Here is an 18,787-nt window from a genome sequence, read left to right on the forward strand (position 1 = left end):
CTGACGCATGCCGCACGAAGGCGGCCCGGTACGCGACGCGTACCGGGCCGTTTCGCTGTGCGGCGCCATACCGCCGCGGCGGGGACAATGGACGAGTGAGTACGACGAAGCCCTTGCCCTCGACCGACCGCGCGGGCGCAGCCCAGCTGCGCGCAGCGCTCCTCGCCGCCGACTTCACGGCCGACGGACTGCTCGATCTGCTCGGCGCCCCCGCGTACGCCGCTCTGGCCCGCAGCGAGACCGTGCCCGCGGTGCGCGCGACGCGCGGTGACGGCGCGCTCGAGACGCTCGTACGCCTCTTCCTGCTCCAGGACGCGCTGCCGCACGACCGGGTGGCCCAGGCGCTGCCGCTCGAACAGGCCGTGGCGCAGGGCTGGTTGACCGACGACGGGGAGCAGGTGCGGGCCACCGTCGACGTACGGCCCTACGGCGGACCGGACGGCGAGGACTGGTTCATCGTGTCCGACCTCGGGTGCGCGGTCGGTGGGGCGGGCGGGATCGGCAGCAAGGACGAGAGTGTTGTGCTCGGCGTCGGCGGCGCCTCCACCACGCTTGCCGGCATCACCGTGCGCCGCCCGGTGGACAGCGCGCTGGACCTCGGCACCGGCTCCGGCATCCAGGCGCTGCACGCCGCCCAGCACGCCACCCGCGTCACCGCGACCGACCTCAACCCCCGTGCGCTGCGCATCACCGCGCTCACGCTCGCGCTCTCCGACGCGCCCGAGGCCGACCTGCGCGAGGGGTCGCTCTTCGAACCGGTCGCGGACGAGACGTACGACCTGATCGTCTCCAACCCGCCGTTCGTCATCTCGCCGGGTGCGCGACTGACCTACCGCGACGGCGGGATGGGCGGGGACGACCTGTGCCGCACGCTCGTACAGGAGGCGGGGGAGCGGCTGAACGAGGGCGGATACGCACAGTTCCTCGCCAACTGGCAGCACGTGGAGGGCGAGGAGTGGACCGAGCGGCTGCGCTCCTGGGTGCCGCGCGGCTGCGATGCGTGGATCGTGCAGCGCGAGGTGCAGGACATCACGCAGTACGCGGAGCTGTGGCTGCGCGACGCGGGGGACCACCGCAGCGATCCGGCCGCGTACGCGGCGCGTTATGACGCGTGGCTGGACGAGTTCGAGGCCCGTAAGACCAAGGCCGTGGGCTTCGGCTGGATCACCTTGCGCAAGAACGCGGGCGCCGCGCAGCCGTCGGTCACCGTCGAGGAGTGGCCGCACCCCGTCGAGCAGCCGCTCGGCGAGGTGGTCGAGGCGCACTTCGCTCGGCTCGACCATCTGCGCGCCCATGACGACGCGGCGCTGCTCGCCGGGCACTTCCGGCTCGCCGAAGGCGTGGTGCAGGAGCAGGTCGGGCTGCCCGGCGCCGAGGACCCCGAGCATGTCGTGCTGCGCCAGCACCGCGGGATGCGCCGGGCGACCAAGGTCGACACCATCGGCGCGGGCTTCGCCGGGGTCTGCGACGGCTCGATGAGCGCGGGCCGGATCCTGGACGCGATCGCCCAACTGGTGGGCGAGGACCCGGTGTTGCTGCGCGACCGTACGCCGGCGCAGATCCGGATGCTCGTGGAGCAGGGGTTCCTGGAGCCGGCGTAGGGGCAGGGGTTCCCTGGAACCGACGTGACCGTGGGCGAGCGGTCGATCCGACCGTCGAGGGAGCGGTTCAGCGCGGCCAGGGCTGGCCGCTGAGCCGCTCCACGCTCGTGTTGAACCGCTGCAAGTAGCGCGCGAAGGTCTCCACGTCGTTCGCCGACCAGTCCTCGAAGACCTGGTCGAGCTCCCCCACGCGGGTGTCGCGCTCGCCGTCCACCTCGCGCTCGCCCTCGGGGGTGAGCTGGAACTTGCGCGCCATCCCGCCGTCGGGGTCCGGGATCCGCCGCAGCAGCCCGGCCCGTACGGCGTGCGCGGTCTGCCGGTTGACCGTGGAGGCGTCGAGCTGGAAGGCCTCGCTCAGCTCGCCGATCGACATCGGCCCCTGGATCCGGATCCGGCTGAGCATGACGTACGCACTGCGCTCCAGGCGGCCCTGCTCCTTGCGCAGCTTTGCGCTGCTCACCTGGTGCCGCCCGAGCACCATGTGCTCGAACTCGACCAGATGCGACGGCTTGTCCATGTACGTACGTCCTCCTGGGGGCGACCGTACCGCACACCGGGCGTCGATGTGCATGATGCATATCATGTGTACGATGCACATCGTTGCCCAAGGAACCCATCCTTGGCCGTCAAGGCCGCAGCGCCGCAGGAAGAACGCACCGAGGAGCGACCATGGACACCCCCCAGCCCAGCGCACGGCCGGGCGGCATAGTCGCCACGCTCGCACTCGCCGGAACCGTGGCGGCGGTCATGCAGACCCTGGTCACGCCACTGATCGCGGAGCTTCCGCGGCTGCTCGACACGACCGCGTCGAACGCGGCCTGGGTGGTCACCGTGACGCTGCTCGTGGCCGCCGTATGCGTACCGATCTCGGGCCGGCTCGGCGATCTCGTGGGCAAGCGCCGGATGCTCCTCGTCTGCTCCGTACCGCTGATCGCGGGCTCGGTGGTGTGCGCGCTGTCGTCCTCGGTGCTGCCGATGATCGTCGGCCGGGGACTTCAGGGCATGGGGATGGGTATGGTGCCGCTCGGGATCGCGCTCCTGCGCGACGTCGTACCCGCGGAGAAGCTCAGTGGCTCCATCGCCCTGGTCAGCGCGTCGATGGGCATCGGCGGCGCGATCGGTCTGCCGATCGCCGCGGCCGTCGCCCAGTACGCCGACTGGCGTGCGCTGTTCTGGGGTTCGGCGGTGCTCGCCCTGCTCATCGGCGTACTGATCTACGTGGTGGTGCCGGACGCGCCGGCCGGTGCGCAGGGACAGCGTTTCGACCTGCCCGGGGCGTTCGGTCTGGCCGTCGGTCTTGTCTCTCTGCTGCTGGCGGTCTCCAAGGGCGCCGACTGGGGCTGGAGTTCGGGCACCACGCTCGGCCTGTTCGCGCTCGCCGTCGTGGCGCTGCTCACCTGGGGATGGTGGGAACTGCGCACCCGTGACCCGCTGATCGACCTGCGCACCACGGCCAGGCCCCGCGTGCTGCTCACCAACGTCGCCTCGATCCTGGTGGGCGTCGGCATGTACTCGTTCATGCTGATCGCGCCCCAACTGCTGCAGTTCCCCGAGGCCACCGGCTACGGGCTCGGTCAGTCGATGCTCGCGGCCGGTCTGTATCTGGCGCCCGGCGGCGTGATGATGATGCTGATCTCGCCGCTCGGCGGGAAGCTGATCAATTCCCGCGGGCCCAAGTCCGCGCTGATCTGCGGTGCGTTGGTGATCTTCGCGGGGTACGGACTCGCGCTGCCCCTGATGGGTTCGGCCTGGGGTCTGATGGTCGTCGGCATCGTGGTCAGCAGTGGTGTGGCCCTCGCGTACGGGGCGATGCCCGCCCTGATCATGAGCGCCGTGCCGCTGTCCGAGACCGCGGCCGCCAACGGGTTCAACGCGCTGATGCGGTCGCTCGGCACCACCATCGGCTCCGCTGTGACCGGTGTGGTCCTCGCGCAGATGACCATCACCGTCGGCGGCCGGACCCTCGCCTCGGAGGACGGCTTCCGCGTGGGGCTCCTGATCGGCTGCGCGGTCGCCCTGCTGTCCGCGCTCGTGGCACTCACGATCCCCGCGATCCGCCCCGCCGGCGACGGTGCGCAGGACGCGCAGGGCAGCGCGGAGAAGTCCCCGGCGCGCGCCTGAACCCGCGTCCGAACGCGCCTGAACCCACATTTGACGCACCGGAACCCGACTCCGACCGCCCCTGAACCGCCTCCGGCGGGCCGGAATCCTTCGCGCCGCGCCGGGCGTTCACCCGGGGTTCGCACGGACGATGCCCGCACGTGGCCGCCGCCTGCCAGCCTGCCGCACCAAGGGGAGACGGTGGGGGAGGGACGCAGCCATGGAGAGTGGACCGGCGATCTTCGCGGGCGCGGTGTTCGCGCTGTTCGGAGCGGGCCTGCTGATGTGGACCGTGGCCCGCGTCGCCCACGGCAGGCCCGTCGCCGAGGGTGCGCGACCGGTGATGTCGGCCACGCTCACCGCCCTCGTCGCGGCCGGCGCGCTGGCGCTCGGCGCGTGGTGCTTCCTGCGTATGTGAGCTACGTATCCCGGATACGCGGCCGGTCCGCGTACGGGAAGGAAACCGGCCAATCCGGGAGAGAGGGCTCCGGTACCCGGGAAAGGCCAGGTCGGGAGTCCGGGCGGCAGGAAGGGCGGGAGTCGGGTTACCGTTCGAGTGGCTGCTGCGGGCTTTCCCCGTTTGACACGGGGGCGGGCTGTACCGTCACACTCCGCAGCGTCACCGTATAAACGCATAGGGCGGCGCCGTGGGAATGTCAGCGGCAACGCCGTATGAAGGCATACGGACCGCAGCACGTGTCAGCCACCGAGCGTCGACCGGAGAGAAGAGCCACGTTGTCCCCGACCAGCGAAGCCGCACAGGGCGGCCGCCGACTCGTCATCGTCGAGTCCCCTGCCAAGGCGAAGACCATCAAGGGCTACCTCGGCCCGGGGTACGTCGTCGAGGCGAGCGTCGGGCACATCCGCGACCTGCCGAACGGCGCCGCCGAGGTGCCGGAGAAGTACACCGGCGAGGTGCGCCGCCTCGGTGTGGACGTGAACAACGACTTCCAGCCGATCTATGTCGTCAACGCCGACAAGAAGGCCCAGGTCAAGAAGCTCAAGGACCTCCTGAAGGATTCCGACGAACTCTTCCTCGCCACCGATGAGGACCGCGAGGGCGAAGCCATCGCGTGGCACCTCCTCGAGGTCCTGAAGCCCAAGGTCCCGGTCAAGCGCATGGTGTTCCACGAGATCACCAAGGCCGCGATCCAGGCGGCGGTCGCCAGCCCCCGCGAGCTCAACAAGCGGATGGTCGACGCCCAGGAGACCCGCCGTATCCTCGACCGCCTCTACGGCTACGAGGTCTCGCCGGTCCTGTGGAAGAAGGTCATGCCGCGTCTGTCGGCGGGCCGTGTGCAGTCCGTCGCGACCCGGCTCGTCGTCGAGCGTGAGCGTGAGCGCATCGCGTTCCGCTCCGCCGAGTACTGGGACCTGACCGGCACGTTCGGCACCGGCCGCACCGGTGACGCGTCCGACCCCTCGCAGCTGGTCGCCCGTCTGAACACGGTCGACGGCAAGCGCGTCGCGCAGGGCCGTGACTTCGACTCGCTCGGCCAGATCAAGGGCGCCAACACCCTCCACCTCGACGAGCAGAACGCCCGGGCGCTCGCCGCGGCCCTGGAGAACGCCCAGTTCTCGGTCCGCTCGGTCGAGTCCAAGCCGTACCGCCGCTCCCCGTACGCGCCGTTCCGCACCACGACCCTTCAGCAGGAGGCCTCGCGCAAGCTGGGCTTCGGTGCGAAGGCCACGATGCAGGTCGCGCAGAAGCTGTACGAGAACGGCTTCATCACCTATATGCGTACGGACTCCACGACGCTGTCCGACACGGCGGTCTCGGCCGCCCGTGCCCAGGTCACGCAGCTGTACGGGGCCGACTACCTGCCGGACAAGCCGCGCACGTACGCCGGGAAGGTCAAGAACGCGCAGGAGGCGCACGAGGCGATCCGCCCCTCGGGCGACCGCTTCCGCACCCCGGCCGAGACCGGCCTGACCGGTGACCAGTTCCGTCTGTACGAGCTGATCTGGAAGCGCACCGTCGCCTCCCAGATGAAGGACGCGGTCGGCAACTCCGTCACGGTCAAGATCGGTGGCACCGCATCCGACGGCCGCGACGCCGAGTTCAGCGCGTCCGGCAAGACGATCACCTTCCACGGCTTCCTGAAGGCGTACGTGGAGGGCGCGGACGATCCGAACGCCGAGCTCGACGACCGTGAGCGCCGGCTTCCGCAGGTCGCCCAGGGCGACCCGCTGACCGCCGACGACATGTCCGTGGACGGCCACGCGACCAAGCCGCCGGCCCGCTACACCGAGGCCTCGCTGGTCAAGGAGCTCGAAGAGCGCGAGATCGGCCGCCCGTCGACGTACGCGTCGATCATCGGCACGATCCTGGACCGCGGCTACGTCTTCAAGAAGGGCACGGCGCTCGTGCCGTCCTTCCTGAGCTTCGCCGTGGTCAACCTGCTCGAGAAGCACTTCGGGCGGCTCGTGGACTACAGCTTCACGGCCAAGATGGAGGACGACCTCGACCGGATCGCGCGCGGTGAGGCACAGGCCGTGCCGTGGCTGCGGCGCTTCTACTTCGGTGAGGGCGACGCGGCGGGTGCGGCGTCGGACGCGGGCAACGGTGACGGTGACCACCTCGGCGGTCTGAAGGAGCTCGTGACCGACCTGGGTGCGATCGACGCCCGGGAGATCTCCTCCTTCTCCGTCGGCAACGACATCAAGCTGCGCGTCGGGCGCTATGGCCCGTACGTCGAGCGCGGCGAGAAGGACTCCGAGGGCCACCAGCGCGCGGACGTCCCGGACGACCTCGCGCCCGACGAGCTGACCGTCGAGCTCGCCGAGGAGCTGCTCGCCAAGCCGAGCGGTGACTTCGCGCTCGGTACGGACCCGGTGACCGGCCGCGAGATCATCGCGAAGGACGGGCGCTACGGCCCGTACGTCACGGAGATCCTGCCCGAGGGCACGCCCAAGACCGGTAAGAACGCGGTGAAGCCGCGGACGGCCTCGCTGTTCAAGACGATGTCCCTGGACACCGTGACGCTCGACGACGCGCTCGCGCTGATGTCGCTGCCGCGGGTGGTCGGTGCGGACGCCGAAGGTGTGGAGATCACCGCGCAGAACGGGCGCTACGGCCCGTATCTGAAGAAGGGCACGGACTCCAGGTCGCTGGAGAACGAGGAGCAGCTCTTCTCGATCACGCTCGACGAGGCGCTCGCGATCTACGCCCAGCCGAAGGCGCGGGGGCGCGCTGCCGCGAAGCCGCCGCTGAAGGAGCTGGGTGAGGACCCGGTCTCCGGGAAGCCGGTGGTCGTCAAGGACGGGCGCTTCGGTGCGTATGTGACGGACGGCGAGACGAACGCGACGCTGCGGGCGGCGGACTCCGTGGAGGAGATCACGCCGGAGCGCGGGTTCGAGCTCCTTGCCGAGAAGCGGGCGAAGGGGCCGGCGAAGAAGGTCGCCAAGAAGGCGGCGAAGAAGGCTCCGGCGAAGAAGACGGCCGCGAAGAAGACGGCGGCCAAGAAGACCGCCGCCAAGAAGACCACGGCTTCGGCCGCGAAGAAGGCTCCGGCCAAGAAGACGGCCGCGGCGGCGAAGAAGGCTGCTGCTTCGGCTCCGGCCGAGGACTGAGTTCCGGTAAGCGACAGCGGTCCGCCCCCTCCCGTACGACGGTGAGGGGGCGGACCTTTGTTCGGGAGGGGGCACGGGGAGTCAAGCCGTCCGGATAGGCTGGGCGGATGACCCGAGACGACTCCGATGCCGCCCTGGTCGCCGACTCCCGAGAGCGTGCCGTACGTGCGCTGCTGCGTCATCCCCCGCTGAAGCGCCTGTGGAGCGCGCAGTTCGTGGGCGGGATCGGGGATGCGCTCGCGCTGCTCGTCCTCGTCCTGCTCGGGGTGCAGGCGGCTCTCGCCGAGCAGTCCTTCGGCGGTGGTTATCGCGGGGTCGCCTTCGCCGTCACCGCCGTTTTCGGCGCCCGGATCCTCGCGACGCTCATCTTCGGCGCCGTGCTGCTCGGCCCGCTGACCGCGCTCACCGCGGCCGAAGGGCCGCTCGACCGCCGCTGGACCATGATCGTGGCGGACGGTCTGCGGGCCGCGCTCCTGATCATCGCGCCGCTGTGGATCGACTGGACCCCGGACAGTGCGCTCGCCGTGCTGCTCGTGACCGGGTTCGTGATCGGGGTCGCCGAGCGGCTGTGGACCGTCGCCCGCGAGAGCGCCGCGCCCGCGCTGCTGCCCGCGCCGCCCCTCGAGGGCGCGACAGTACGCCCGCTGCCGGACCACACCGAAGCGCTGCGCCGCCTGTCGCTGCGTACGGGCTTCATCGCGCTGCCCGTCGGCGCGCTCGTGCTGATCACCGCCACGCTGATCGGGAATCTGCTCGGCGCCGGAGTCATCTGGTTCGAACAGCACCAGGCCGCGCTCCCCTCGTATGTCGCGGCGGGTCTCTTCGCCGCCTCGCTGTCCGTCGTCTACTTCCTCGAACTGCCCGACAGCCAGACCCCGCGCGCCCGTTCCCCGCTCGAGGGACTGCGCCGGCCGAAGACCGGCAGCGGCGTCGACAAGGGACGTACGGGGGCCATCCCGCTGCTCGTCCTCGCGTGCGCGTCCGTCGCCGCGGCGATCGCGGCCGCCGTCTCCGTGGTCGTCCTGCACGCGATCGACCTCGGCGGCGGGCCGGTCCTCTTCGGGATCTTCGCGTTCGCGCTGACCGCGGGCACCGTCCTCGGCATCCGGATCGCACCCTCCGTGCTGCCAGCCCTGTCGCGGCGCCGGCTGCTCGCGCTCGCGATCGCGGTGGCCGGGATCGCGCTGCTCGCCGCCGGTCTCGTACCGGACCAGACCACCGTTCTGCTGCTGCTCGGTCTCGCGGGCACCGCGGCCGGGATCGCGGCGAATACCGGGCACGCGCTGCTCGACCTGGAGGTAGAGGACTTCCGGCGGACCCGTACGACCGAGCATCTGCAGGCCGTCGTCCGGGTCGCGATCGCGCTGGCCGCGATCGCCGCGCCCGTGCTCGCCGGGCTGATCGGGGAACACCGTCTGGAGAACGGCAAGTTCGTCTTCGCGCACGGTGGTGCCGCCTTCCTGCTGATGCTGGCGGGTGCTTTGCTGCTGCCCGTGGCAGCTCTCGTACTGGCGAAGACCGACGACCGTTCCGGCGTTCCGCTGCGTCGTGATCTGACCGATGCGCTGCGTGGCGCCGAGCCGGCCCAGGCGCCGGCCGCCACCGGGTTCTTCATCGCGCTCGAAGGCGGCGACGGCGCGGGCAAGTCCACGCAGGCCGACGCGCTCGCCGAGTGGATCCGCTCCAAGGGGCACGAGGTCGTGCTCACGCGTGAGCCGGGCGCGACGCCGGTCGGCAAGCGGCTGCGCTCGATCCTGCTCGATGTGTCGAGCGCGGGGCTTTCGCACCGGGCCGAAGCGCTGTTGTACGCGGCCGACCGGGCCGAGCACGTCGATACGGTGGTCCGTCCCGCCCTCGAACGGGGCGCCGTCGTCATCACCGACCGGTACATCGACTCGTCCGTGGCCTACCAGGGCGCAGGACGCGACCTGTCCCCGACGGAGATCGCCCGCATCTCGCGCTGGGCTACCGACGGGCTCGTACCGCATCTGACCGTGCTGCTCGATGTCTCGCCCGAGGCCGCGCGCGAGCGCTTCACCGAGGCGCCGGACCGGCTCGAATCGGAGCCGGCCGAGTTCCACGCGCGGGTGCGGACCGGATTCCTGACGCTGGCCTCCGCCGACCCCGGGCGCTATCTCGTGGTCGACGCGGCCCAGGAGCCCGAGGCCGTCACCACCGTCGTACGCCACCGCCTCGACCAGCTGCTGCCGCTCTCCGACGCCGAGAAGAAGGCGCAGGAAGAGGCGCGCAAGGCGGCCGAGGAGGAGGCGCGGCGGCGCGCCGAGGAAGAGGCCGCGCGCAAGGCCGAGGAGGAGCGCCTGGAGCGTGAGCGCCAGGAGCAACTGGCCCGGCTTCGCGCCGAGGAGGAGGAGCGCAAGCGCCGCGAGCTGGAGGAGGCGCGTCGCCGCGAGGAGGAGCGGCAGGCCGAGGAGGCGCGCGCACGGGCAGAGGAAGCCCGCCGGCTCGCCGAGGAGGAGCGCCGCAGGCGTGAGGCCGAGGAGCAGCTGCGGGCCGCGGAGGAGGAGCGCCGCAGGCGCCAGGCCGCCGAGGAGCAGCGGCTGCGGGACGAGGCCGAGGAGCGTCGCCTCGACAAGCAGCGCAAGGCGGAAGAGGCGCTGTTGAAGGCGGAGGAAGCGCGGCGGGCCGCCGCCGCGGCCTCGGCAGCGGCGTCCGCGGCGGCCATGCCCGACGCCGAGACCACCGTGCCGACGCCGATCGTGAAGGGCACGGAGGAGACCACGGTCTCCACGCCGATCCCAGCGCCCGCGCAGTCGCCGGCGTCGACGCCGCCTGCCGATGAGACGGCTGTCCTTCCGCCCGTACGGGAGGACTCGGCCCCCGAGCAGCAGGCGAAGGCGCCCGCGGTGAGCCCGGCCGAGGAGACCGCCGTGCTGCCGAAGCCGGGTGCGGCCGATGAGACCGCGGTGCTTCCTCCGGTACGTGAGGACTCGCCCGCGCCCCGTGACGCCCGGTCCCAGGGCGACGCCCGGTCCCAGGGCGACGCCCGGTCCCAGGGCCCGGCCGACCGGGTCCCGCCGGGCCTGTTCCGCGACGAGCGGCCGGCCGGCGGCGAGGACCGTACGCGGGAGCTTCCGCAGGTCGACGAGACGGGCACGCCACGGCGCCGCCCGCGCTCGGACTGGGCGGAGGAGACGCCGCTGGACGATCTGCCTTCGCTGGCGGACGAGTTGCTCGGCGATCACGATGACGACGAAGGCGGGCGGGGTCGGCGACGCTGACCTGACGGGACTGTCAGTGCCCTGCTCCACAATGGACGGGCAGGGCACAGGCACCGGAGCACTCGGAGCCGGCCAGAGGCCACGGACCCGGCAAGAACAGAAGGGCGGCACCCCATGCCCGTATGGGACGACCTGGTGGGTCAGGACCGGGTCAGCGCGCAGCTGGAGGCTGCCGCGCGGGATGCCGACGCGTATGTGACGGCGGCGGCCGACAGGTCCGAGCTGCCGTCGAGCTCGAAGATGACGCACGCGTGGCTGTTCACCGGGCCGCCCGGCTCGGGACGTTCCACCGCGGCGCGGGCCTTCGGTGCGGCGCTGCAGTGCGTGAGCCCGGACCGTGCGCTGGGCGGCATCCCCGGCTGTGGGTTCTGCGACGGCTGCCACACCGCCCTCGTCGGCACGCACGCCGACGTGGAAGTGGTCCGCACCGACCTCCTGAGCATCGGCGTCAAGGAGACCCGCGACCTCGTCCGCCGTGCCCAGATGTCCCCGGCCGGCGGCCGCTGGCAGGTCATCGTCCTCGAGGACGCCGACCGGCTCACCGAAGGCGCCGGCAATGTGCTGCTCAAGGCCGTGGAGGAGCCCGCTCCGCGCACGGTCTGGCTGCTGTGCGCCCCCTCGCTCGAAGACGTGCTGCCCACGATCCGCTCCCGCTGCCGCCACCTCACCCTGCGCACCCCGCCGGTGGCCGCCGTCGCCGACATCCTCGTGCGGCGTGACGGCATCGAACCGCCGGTCGCGGCCGCCGCCGCCCAGGCCACCCAGGGGCACATCGGCCGGGCGCGCCGGCTCGCGACCGATCCGCGGGCGCGTGAGCGGCGGGCCGCCGTGCTCAAGCTGCCGCTGCGGGTCGACGACATCGGGGGCTGCCTCAAGGCCGCCCAGGAGCTGATCGATTCGGCGTCCGATGATGCCAAGCAGCTCGCCGAGGAGGTCGACACCAAGGAGACCGAGGACCTGAAGGCGGCGCTCGGCGGGGGCCAGGGCGGGCGGATGCCGCGCGGCACCGCGGGTGTGATGAAGGACCTGGAGGACCGGCAGAAGCGCCGCCGTACGCGGACGCAGCGCGACACCCTCGACCTCGCGCTCACCGACCTCACGGGCTTCTACCGGGACGTGCTCGCCCTGCAGTTGGGCTCCCAGGTGGCCCTCTCCAACATCGACCAGCGCGACCATCTGGAACGGCTGGCCCGCTCCTCCTCGCCGGAGGCGACCCTGCGCCGGATCGAGGCGATCTCGGCCTGCCGCGAAGCCCTGGAGCGCAATGTGGCACCCCTGCTCGCGGTGGAGGCGATGACGATGGCGCTGCGGGCGGGCTGAGGTCCGACGGCGGAGGGCTGAGACCTTCACTCGTACGAGGCGGTCCGACTGCGTACAGCGAACGCGCGGTTACCCTCGGTGGATGCGCACCAACGCCCCCCTCGCCCGTACCGCCGCCGCACTCCTCGCGGCGGGGCTGCTCATCTCCGGCTGTTCCGGGGGGAGTTCACCGGATCCCTCGGCCCAGTCCTCCCTCGACTCCTCGGCCCAGGACGCCCTCAAGACGTACTACGCACAGCAGTTGAAGTGGCGCGAGTGCGGCGTCCCCGGATTCGAGTGCTCGACCCTGAAGGCGCCCCTCGACTACACGAAGCCGGGCGACGGCGAGATCAAGCTGGCCGTCTCGCGCAAGAAGGCCACGGGCCCCGGCGGACGCATCGGCTCGCTCCTGGTCAACCCGGGCGGCCCCGGCGGCTCCGCGATCGAGTATCTCCAGGCGTACGCCGCCCTCGCCTACCCGGCCCCGGTCCGCGCCCGCTACGACATGGTCGCCGTGGACCCGCGCGGCGTGGCCCGCAGCGAACCCGTCGAGTGCCTCGACGACAAGGAGATGGACGCGTACACGCAGACGGACGTCACCCCGGACGATGCCCGCGAGCAGGATCAACTGGTCGCCGCGTACAAGGAGTTCTCGCAGAGCTGCGAGAAGCGCTCCGCGCGGATCCTGCCCCATGTCTCCACCGTCGAGGCCGCCCGCGACATGGACCTTCTGCGCGAGGTGCTCGGCGACGGGAAGCTGCACTACGTCGGCGCGTCCTACGGCACCTTCCTCGGTTCGACCTATGCCGAGCTGTATCCCGACAGGACCGGCCGCCTGGTGCTCGACGGCGCCATGGACCCGTCCCTGCCCGCCGAGCAGATGAACCTCGACCAGACCGCCGGCTTCGAGACCGCCTTCAAGGCCTTCGCCGAGGACTGCGTCAAGGAGAGCGACTGCCCGCTCGGCACCACGAGCCCCGAGGACGCGAGCCGTCGACTCTCCGCGTTCTTCGAGGAGTTGGACGCGAAGCCCATCCCGGCCGGCGACCGCAAGCTGGGCGAGTCCCTCGCGACGACCGGCGTGATCGCCGCGATGTACGACGAGGGCGCCTGGCCCCAGCTGCGCGACGCCCTCACCTCCGCGATGAAGGACAACGACGGCTCGGGTCTGCTGCTGCTCTCCGACAGCTACTACGAGCGCGAGCCGGATGGGAAGTACGGCAACATCATGTTCGCCAACGCGGCGGTCAACTGCCTTGATCTGCCTGCCGCGTTCACCTCTCCCGACCAGGTCGAGAAGGCGGCCCCCGACTTCCGCAAAGCCTCACCCGTCTTCGGAGAAGGCCTCGCCTGGGCCGGTCTGACCTGTGCGTACTGGCCGGAGAAGCCCACCGGTTCGGCCCACCGCATCGAGGCGAAGGGTGCCGCCCCGCTCCTCGTCGTCGGCACGACCCGCGACCCGGCCACCCCGTACAAGTGGGCCGAGTCCCTGGCGGACCAGCTGGCGACCGGCACCCTGCTCACGTACGACGGCGACGGGCACACGGCGTACGGGCGGGGCAGCGACTGCATCGACACGGCGATCAACCGCTACCTCCTTCAGGGCAAGGTCCCGGAGGACGGAAAGCGCTGCTGACCGCAGTGTGACTCAGGTCACATCCGGGCTCCTGTCACATCCGCGCGGTGTCGTCTGTCCCATGGGCGACACCGCAAGCGGAAGAGACCGCCAAGGAGCCCACCATGAACACCACCACACACCGCATCGTCGTCCTCGGCGCCGGCTACACCGGCATGATGACCGCCTTCCGGCTCGCCCGCCGCACCCGTCGCACTCCGGGTGTACGGATCACCCTGGTCAACCCTTCGCCCCGCTTCACCGAGCGGCTGCGCATGCACCAGATCGCCGCAGGGCAGGAGCTGGCCGACTTCCGTATCACCGAGCTGCTCGACGGCACGGGCATCGAGTTCGTCGAGGGCTGGGCCACCGCGCTCGACACCGAAGCCCGCGAGGTCCAGGTGTCCGGGACCGAGCGGCCCCTCCCGTACGACACCCTCGTCTACGCCCTCGGCAGCTCGACCGACACGAGCCTGGTGCCGGGCGCCGCCGAGCACGCGTACACCCTCAACGACCCGCGCACCGCCCGCCGGATGTCCCAGGAGCTGGACCGGCTCGCCGAGCGGGGAGGCTCGGTGACGGTCAGCGGCGGCGGGCTCACCGGCGTCGAGGCCGCGGCCGAGATCGCCGAGGGGCACCCGGGGCTGAACGTCACGCTGCTCAGCCGTGAGGTGCCCGGTTCGATGATGGGCGCCAAGGCGCAGGCGTATCTGCTCGCGGCCCTCGGCCGGCTCGGCGTCACCGTCCGTTCGGGTGTGACCGTCGCGAAGGTGCTGCCCGCCGCGGTCGAGCTCGGCGACGGTGAACTCCTCGCCTCCGATGTGTCGTTGTGGACCGCGGGCGTACGCGTGCCGCAGTTGGCCGCCGAGTCGGGGATCGCCGTCGACGCGGCCGGGCGGATCCTCGTAGACGGGACCCTGCGTTCCGTTTCGCACCCGGAGATCCACGCGATCGGGGACGCGGCCCGCGTCGAGCAGGCCTGGGGAACGCTGCACGGCACCTGCCAGTCGGGGATCCCGACGGCCGCGTACACCGCGGACGCGATCGCGCGGCGGCTGCGCGGCCGGACGGTGAAGCCGTTCCGCTTCGGCTACATCCACCAGCCCGTCAGCATCGGCCGGCGCGATGCGGTCATCCAGTTCACCCGGCCCGACGAGACGCCGCGGCGGATGTATCTCAAGGGCCGCAGCGCCGTGCTCTACAAGGAGACGGTCAGCGCGAGCCCGGTGCAGACGTACAAGCTCACCAAGAAGCTCGCCGGTGCGGCCCTGTGGCCGCAGGGCGGTCGGGCGACGAAGGCGTGAACTGTCTTGATGTGCAAGCCGGTTGCCTGCCAAGGTGGCGCGATGCCGGACGCTCGCGCCACCGACGAACCGTTCCTGGAGCACCGCCGCCTGCTCTTCGCCACCGCCTACCGGATGCTCGGCAGCGTCGCCGACGCCGAGGACGTCCTCCAGGACACCTGGCTGAGCTGGTCGAAGACGGACCGCTCCGATGTGGGCAACGCCCGCGCGTACCTCGTCCGCACGGTCACCAACCTCTGTCTGAACAGGCTGACTTCGGCCCGCGCCACCCGTGAGACATACGTGGGTCCCTGGCTGCCGGAGCCGCTTCTGACCACCCCCGATGTCGCCGAGGAGGCCGAGATGGCCGAGTCCGTCTCCATGGCGATGCTGGTGGTCCTCGAGACCCTCGGACCCGTCGAGCGCGCGGTGTTCGTCCTGCGCGAGGTATTCGGTTACTCGCACGCGGAGATCGCCGAAGTCCTCGGAAAGTCCGAGCAGTCCGTACGCCAGACCGCCCACCGCGCCCGCTCCCACGTACAGGCCCGCAGGCCGCGTTACGAGGCGGACGGCGCCGAGCGTGAACGGGCCACCCGGCTGTTCCTGGAAGCCGCTTCCGGCGGGGATCTGAACGGGATGATGGCGCTGCTCGCCCCCGACGTCACCTGCTGGTCGGACGGCGGCGGCAAGGTCACCGCGGCCCGCCGCCCGCTGCACGGCGCGGACGCGGTCGCCCGCTGGGTGCTCGGCGTCCTCGCGAAGCCGGACTACGCGGCCATGACCGTGACCCCGACCGTCATCAACGGCGAGCTGGGCCTGCTGTTCGGCATGGACGGCGCCACCATCGGCACGCTCTCGTACGAGGTGTCGTCCGACGGGCTGCTCCATGACCTGCGGTTCCAGGTCAACCCGGACAAGCTCGGTGGTGTACAGCAGGCGGGGGCCCTCGAAAATTGAGTTGCCCCGCGCGCCGGGCCGCGGTCACCATCCCCGCATGACAACCCTTCACGCCGCCCTGCCGCTGACCGCCGCCACCTTCCCGGTGCGCGCGCAGCAGCAGCCCGGCCGTCCCTGGAGGCCCGAACTGCCGCTCGCGTGACGGCGGCCCTGGTCGCCGGGCTGCTCGCCGGGTATGGCATCGCCATCCCGGTCGGCGCCGTCGCGACCTATCTCGTCGCCCTCACCGCCCGCACCTCCCTGCGCACCGGCGCCTCGGCCGCGCTGGGTGTCGCGAGCGCCGACGGCCTCTACGCCCTGATCGCCGCACTCGGCGGCACCGCACTCGCCCCGCTGCTCGCCTCGGTGACGACTCCCTTGCGCTGGGCCTCGGCCTGCGTGCTGCTCGCTCTGGCGCTACGGGGAGCCGTCACCGCGGTCCACCGGCACCGAGGTGGCGCGGCATCCGGTCGCGAGGTGAGGCAACTCACCCCGCTGCGGGCCTACTTGAGCCTGTTCGGCATCACGCTCCTCAACCCTGTGACCGTCATCTACTTCACCGCGCTCGTCCTCGGCACGGGATCCGGATCCCCTTCCGGGACCGCCGAGCAGACCGTCTTCGTGCTCGCCGCGTTCCTCGCCTCCGCCAGCTGGCAACTGCTGCTCGCGGGCGGGGGAGCGCTGCTCGGCCGGCTCCTTACGGGCAGGCGGGGGCGCCTGGTGACGGCGGTGGTGTCGAGTGCGCTGATCGCGGGGCTGGCGGTGGGGGTGGTGGTCTGAGCCCTTCACGCTCGCTTAAAAGGGTCTGAGGTTCCATTAGCGAGTCATCTCCTGCTACGGTTCGGGCATCGCTTAACGGAACGATTGAACCGTTTAGGGGGTCGCCCGCCATGTCCATCACCACCGAGTCCCCGGCCGCCGCGCCGGGGACCCTGCCCCGACTCCGTATGACCGGACGGCAGAAGCTCGTCCTCACGCTGCTGCTCGGCGCTCAGTTCATGATCGCCGTGGACTTCTCGATCTTGAATGTCGCGCTGCCCGTCGTCGGCGAAGGTCTCGGCTTCTCGCTGGGGCACCTGCAGTGGATCGCCACCTCGTTCGCGCTCGCCGCCGCCGGGTTCACCCTGCTCTTCGGGCGGATCGCGGACCTCTTCGGCCGCAAGCGCCTCTTCCTCGGCGGCATGGCCCTGCTCGCCGCCTCCTCCGCGCTCGGCGGCTTCGCCACCTCGCCCGAGGTGCTCCTGATCGCCCGCGTCCTGCAAGGACTCGCGACCGCGGCCGTCACGCCGGCCGGGCTTTCGCTGCTGACCACCGCCTTCAAGGAAGGGCCGCTCAGGGAACGGGCGTTGGGGCTCAACGGCGCCCTGATGTCGGCCGGTTTCACTGCCGGCGCGATCCTCGGCGGGCTGCTCACCGATCTGCTCTCCTGGCGCTGGGCGTTCTTCGTCAACGTCCCCGTCGCCCTGCTCGTCCTGGCCCTCGCCCCCTCCGTGATCACCGAGTCCCGCCCCCGAGCTCTCGACTCCGCTCGAGCAGGGGGCACCCTCATTGCCCAGCGCCCGCGCCTCGACGTGCCCGGTGCGATCGCCGTCACCGGTGGACTGCTCGCTCTCGTCTACGGATTGACTCAGGCGGGCGAGACCGGCTGGACCATGCCCACCACGCTGCTCGCGCTCGGCGCGGGGCTCGCCCTGCTCGTCGGGTTCTGGTTCGTCGAGAAGCGGGCCGCGGCGCCCCTCGTCCCCGTCTCCATCCTCAAGCGCCGATCTGTGATCTGGGGCAACACCGCGGGCCTGATCGCCTTCGTCACCGAGACCTCGCTGGTCTTCCTGCTCACGCTCTATCTGCAGGAGGTCCTCGGCTACTCCGCCCTGTCCACCGGTCTCGCCTTCGGCGTCCTCGGCGTCGGCACCGTACTCGGCGGCACGCTCGGCGGCCGTTTCGTGGGCCGCTACGGCAACCGGCGCACGATCGTCACCGGCGGCATCGTCCAGGCGCTCGCGACCGCGGCACTGGTCGCGCTCGGCGCCTCGGGCGGCTGGATCTGGCTGCTGCTCGCGGCCACGTTCGTGGGCGGCGTCGGCAACATGCTGGTGATCGTCGGCTTCATGGTCACCGCCACCTCGGGCCTGCCGGACGAGGAGCAGGGCCTGGCCTCCGGGCTCGCCACGATGACCCAGCAGGTCGGCATCACGCTCGGCATCCCCGTGATGAGCGCGCTCGCCACCGCGCGGATGGGCGGGGCGAGCGGCTCCGAGGCCGTGCTCGACGGGGTGACCTTCGCGATCCTCGTCAACTCGCTTGTGGTGCTGGCCGGTTCGGTGCTCGCCGCCCTGTTCCTGCGTGAGAGGAGGGCGCGCTGAGGACCGCTACACGCCGGGCCACCCGCGCCGCAGATGCTCGAAGACCGTATCGAGCGCGCGGCGCGGGTCCGGTGCGTCCGAGGCCAGGTCGGGAATCTCCAGTACGTACCGGGCGAGGACCTTCAGGGGCAGCTCGTCCTCGCTCCTGCCGGTCTCCTCGGCCATGACCTTCGCGAGCGACTCCTCGCACGCCACCCACAACTGGCGTGCGTAGGCACGCAACTTGGGAGTGCTCGCCACGAACTCCACCCGCTTGCGGAACTCGTTGTCCAGGTCCTCCGCAAAGATCCCGCGCCCGGCGAAGAACCGGTGCAGCGCGTCGAGCACCGACTCGCCCTCGCCCCGCCCGCGCACCGCCGCCGCCAGCGAGGCCTCGCGCTCGATGTCGTCGCCGAGGACGAGCGCCTCCTTGCCGCCGGGGAAATGCGCGAACAGCGTGGTCACCGCGGTGTCGGCGGCCTCCGCGATCTGCGCGACGGTCACCTTCTCGAAGCCGCGCTCCAGGAACAGCTCCAGTGCGGCATCGGACAGCGCCTTGCGCGTCGCCGCCTTCTTGCGCTCGCGGCGCCCGAGCTCCTTCGGCGCTGCCGGGCCCTTCCGCGCCGCCGCCTCCTTCGGCGCTCCCGGCTGCTTCCTCGCTGCTGTCTCTGCCATGTATCCAGCTTAGCGGAGCGACCACACTCTCGTATTCGATCCAAAACTGTAGTGATTGCGGTTTCGTAGCGACTGTGTTTTTCTGGATACGTGGCCACCGCGCCGCCCGACTCCGGGCCCCGCC

The 18,787-nt window shown here is 71.3% G+C and carries 13 protein-coding genes; 11 read left to right on the forward strand and 2 right to left on the reverse strand.

Features of this window, described 5'->3' with window-relative positions; all coding sequences use genetic code 11:
* Positions 1-95: 95 nt before the first annotated feature.
* Entirely contained in the window at positions 96-1,601 is a 1,506-nt protein-coding gene (locus ABT367_RS01620) for a DUF7059 domain-containing protein (protein WP_352248399.1), read from the forward strand.
* Positions 1,602-1,668: 67 nt separating this feature from the next.
* Here ABT367_RS01620 and ABT367_RS01625 read toward each other — a convergent pair whose 3' ends face one another.
* Positions 1,669-2,118: a MarR family winged helix-turn-helix transcriptional regulator gene (locus ABT367_RS01625; RefSeq protein ID WP_352248458.1), complete on the reverse strand. Its 450-nt coding sequence runs from the start codon at positions 2,116-2,118 to the stop codon at positions 1,669-1,671.
* A 152-nt stretch (positions 2,119-2,270) separates the two neighbouring features.
* Between ABT367_RS01625 and ABT367_RS01630 the strand changes: the two genes are divergently transcribed.
* The 10 genes from ABT367_RS01630 (at position 2,271) to ABT367_RS01675 (ending at position 18,009) form a co-directional block, all read left to right on the forward strand.
* Positions 2,271-3,722, forward strand: coding sequence for an MFS transporter (locus ABT367_RS01630; protein ID WP_352248401.1), 1,452 nt, complete (start codon positions 2,271-2,273; stop codon positions 3,720-3,722).
* Positions 3,723-3,921: 199 nt separating this feature from the next.
* Positions 3,922-4,119, forward strand: a complete 198-nt coding sequence (locus tag ABT367_RS01635) for a hypothetical protein (protein WP_352248403.1) — start codon at positions 3,922-3,924, stop codon at positions 4,117-4,119.
* A 317-nt stretch (positions 4,120-4,436) separates the two neighbouring features.
* A complete protein-coding gene (topA, locus tag ABT367_RS01640) occupies positions 4,437-7,274 on the forward strand; it encodes a type I DNA topoisomerase (protein ID WP_352248405.1) in 2,838 nt (945 codons plus the stop codon).
* Between the two features lie 107 nt (positions 7,275-7,381).
* Positions 7,382-10,513 carry a dTMP kinase gene (gene tmk / locus ABT367_RS01645; protein ID WP_352248407.1) on the forward strand — a complete coding sequence of 1,044 codons (3,132 nt, stop codon included), beginning with the start codon at positions 7,382-7,384 and terminating at the stop codon, positions 10,511-10,513.
* A gap of 114 nt (positions 10,514-10,627) precedes the next feature.
* Entirely contained in the window at positions 10,628-11,833 is a 1,206-nt protein-coding gene (locus ABT367_RS01650; protein ID WP_352248409.1) for a DNA polymerase III subunit delta', read from the forward strand.
* An 82-nt stretch (positions 11,834-11,915) separates the two neighbouring features.
* Positions 11,916-13,448 (forward strand): alpha/beta hydrolase, encoded by a 1,533-nt coding sequence (locus ABT367_RS01655; RefSeq protein ID WP_352248411.1) that lies wholly within the window; start codon positions 11,916-11,918, stop codon positions 13,446-13,448.
* Positions 13,449-13,552: 104 nt separating this feature from the next.
* On the forward strand, positions 13,553-14,731 hold the full coding sequence (locus ABT367_RS01660) for an NAD(P)/FAD-dependent oxidoreductase (protein ID WP_352248413.1): 1,179 nt from the start codon (positions 13,553-13,555) through the stop codon (positions 14,729-14,731).
* Positions 14,732-14,773: 42 nt separating this feature from the next.
* Complete coding sequence (locus ABT367_RS01665) at positions 14,774-15,667, forward strand: RNA polymerase sigma-70 factor (RefSeq protein ID WP_352248415.1); 894 nt, start codon at positions 14,774-14,776, stop codon at positions 15,665-15,667.
* 138 nt (positions 15,668-15,805) lie between these two features.
* Positions 15,806-16,426 carry a LysE family transporter gene (locus ABT367_RS01670; protein WP_352248417.1) on the forward strand — a complete coding sequence of 207 codons (621 nt, stop codon included), beginning with the start codon at positions 15,806-15,808 and terminating at the stop codon, positions 16,424-16,426.
* A 110-nt stretch (positions 16,427-16,536) separates the two neighbouring features.
* Entirely contained in the window at positions 16,537-18,009 is a 1,473-nt protein-coding gene (locus ABT367_RS01675; RefSeq protein ID WP_352248419.1) for an MFS transporter, read from the forward strand.
* A 6-nt stretch (positions 18,010-18,015) separates the two neighbouring features.
* Here ABT367_RS01675 and ABT367_RS01680 read toward each other — a convergent pair whose 3' ends face one another.
* Entirely contained in the window at positions 18,016-18,663 is a 648-nt protein-coding gene (locus tag ABT367_RS01680; protein ID WP_352248421.1) for a TetR/AcrR family transcriptional regulator, read from the reverse strand.
* Between the last annotated feature and the right edge of the window lie 124 nt (positions 18,664-18,787).

Source organism: Streptomyces mesophilus (genome assembly GCF_040300965.1).
GTDB classification, from domain to species: Bacteria; Actinomycetota; Actinomycetes; order Streptomycetales; family Streptomycetaceae; genus Streptomyces; species Streptomyces mesophilus_A.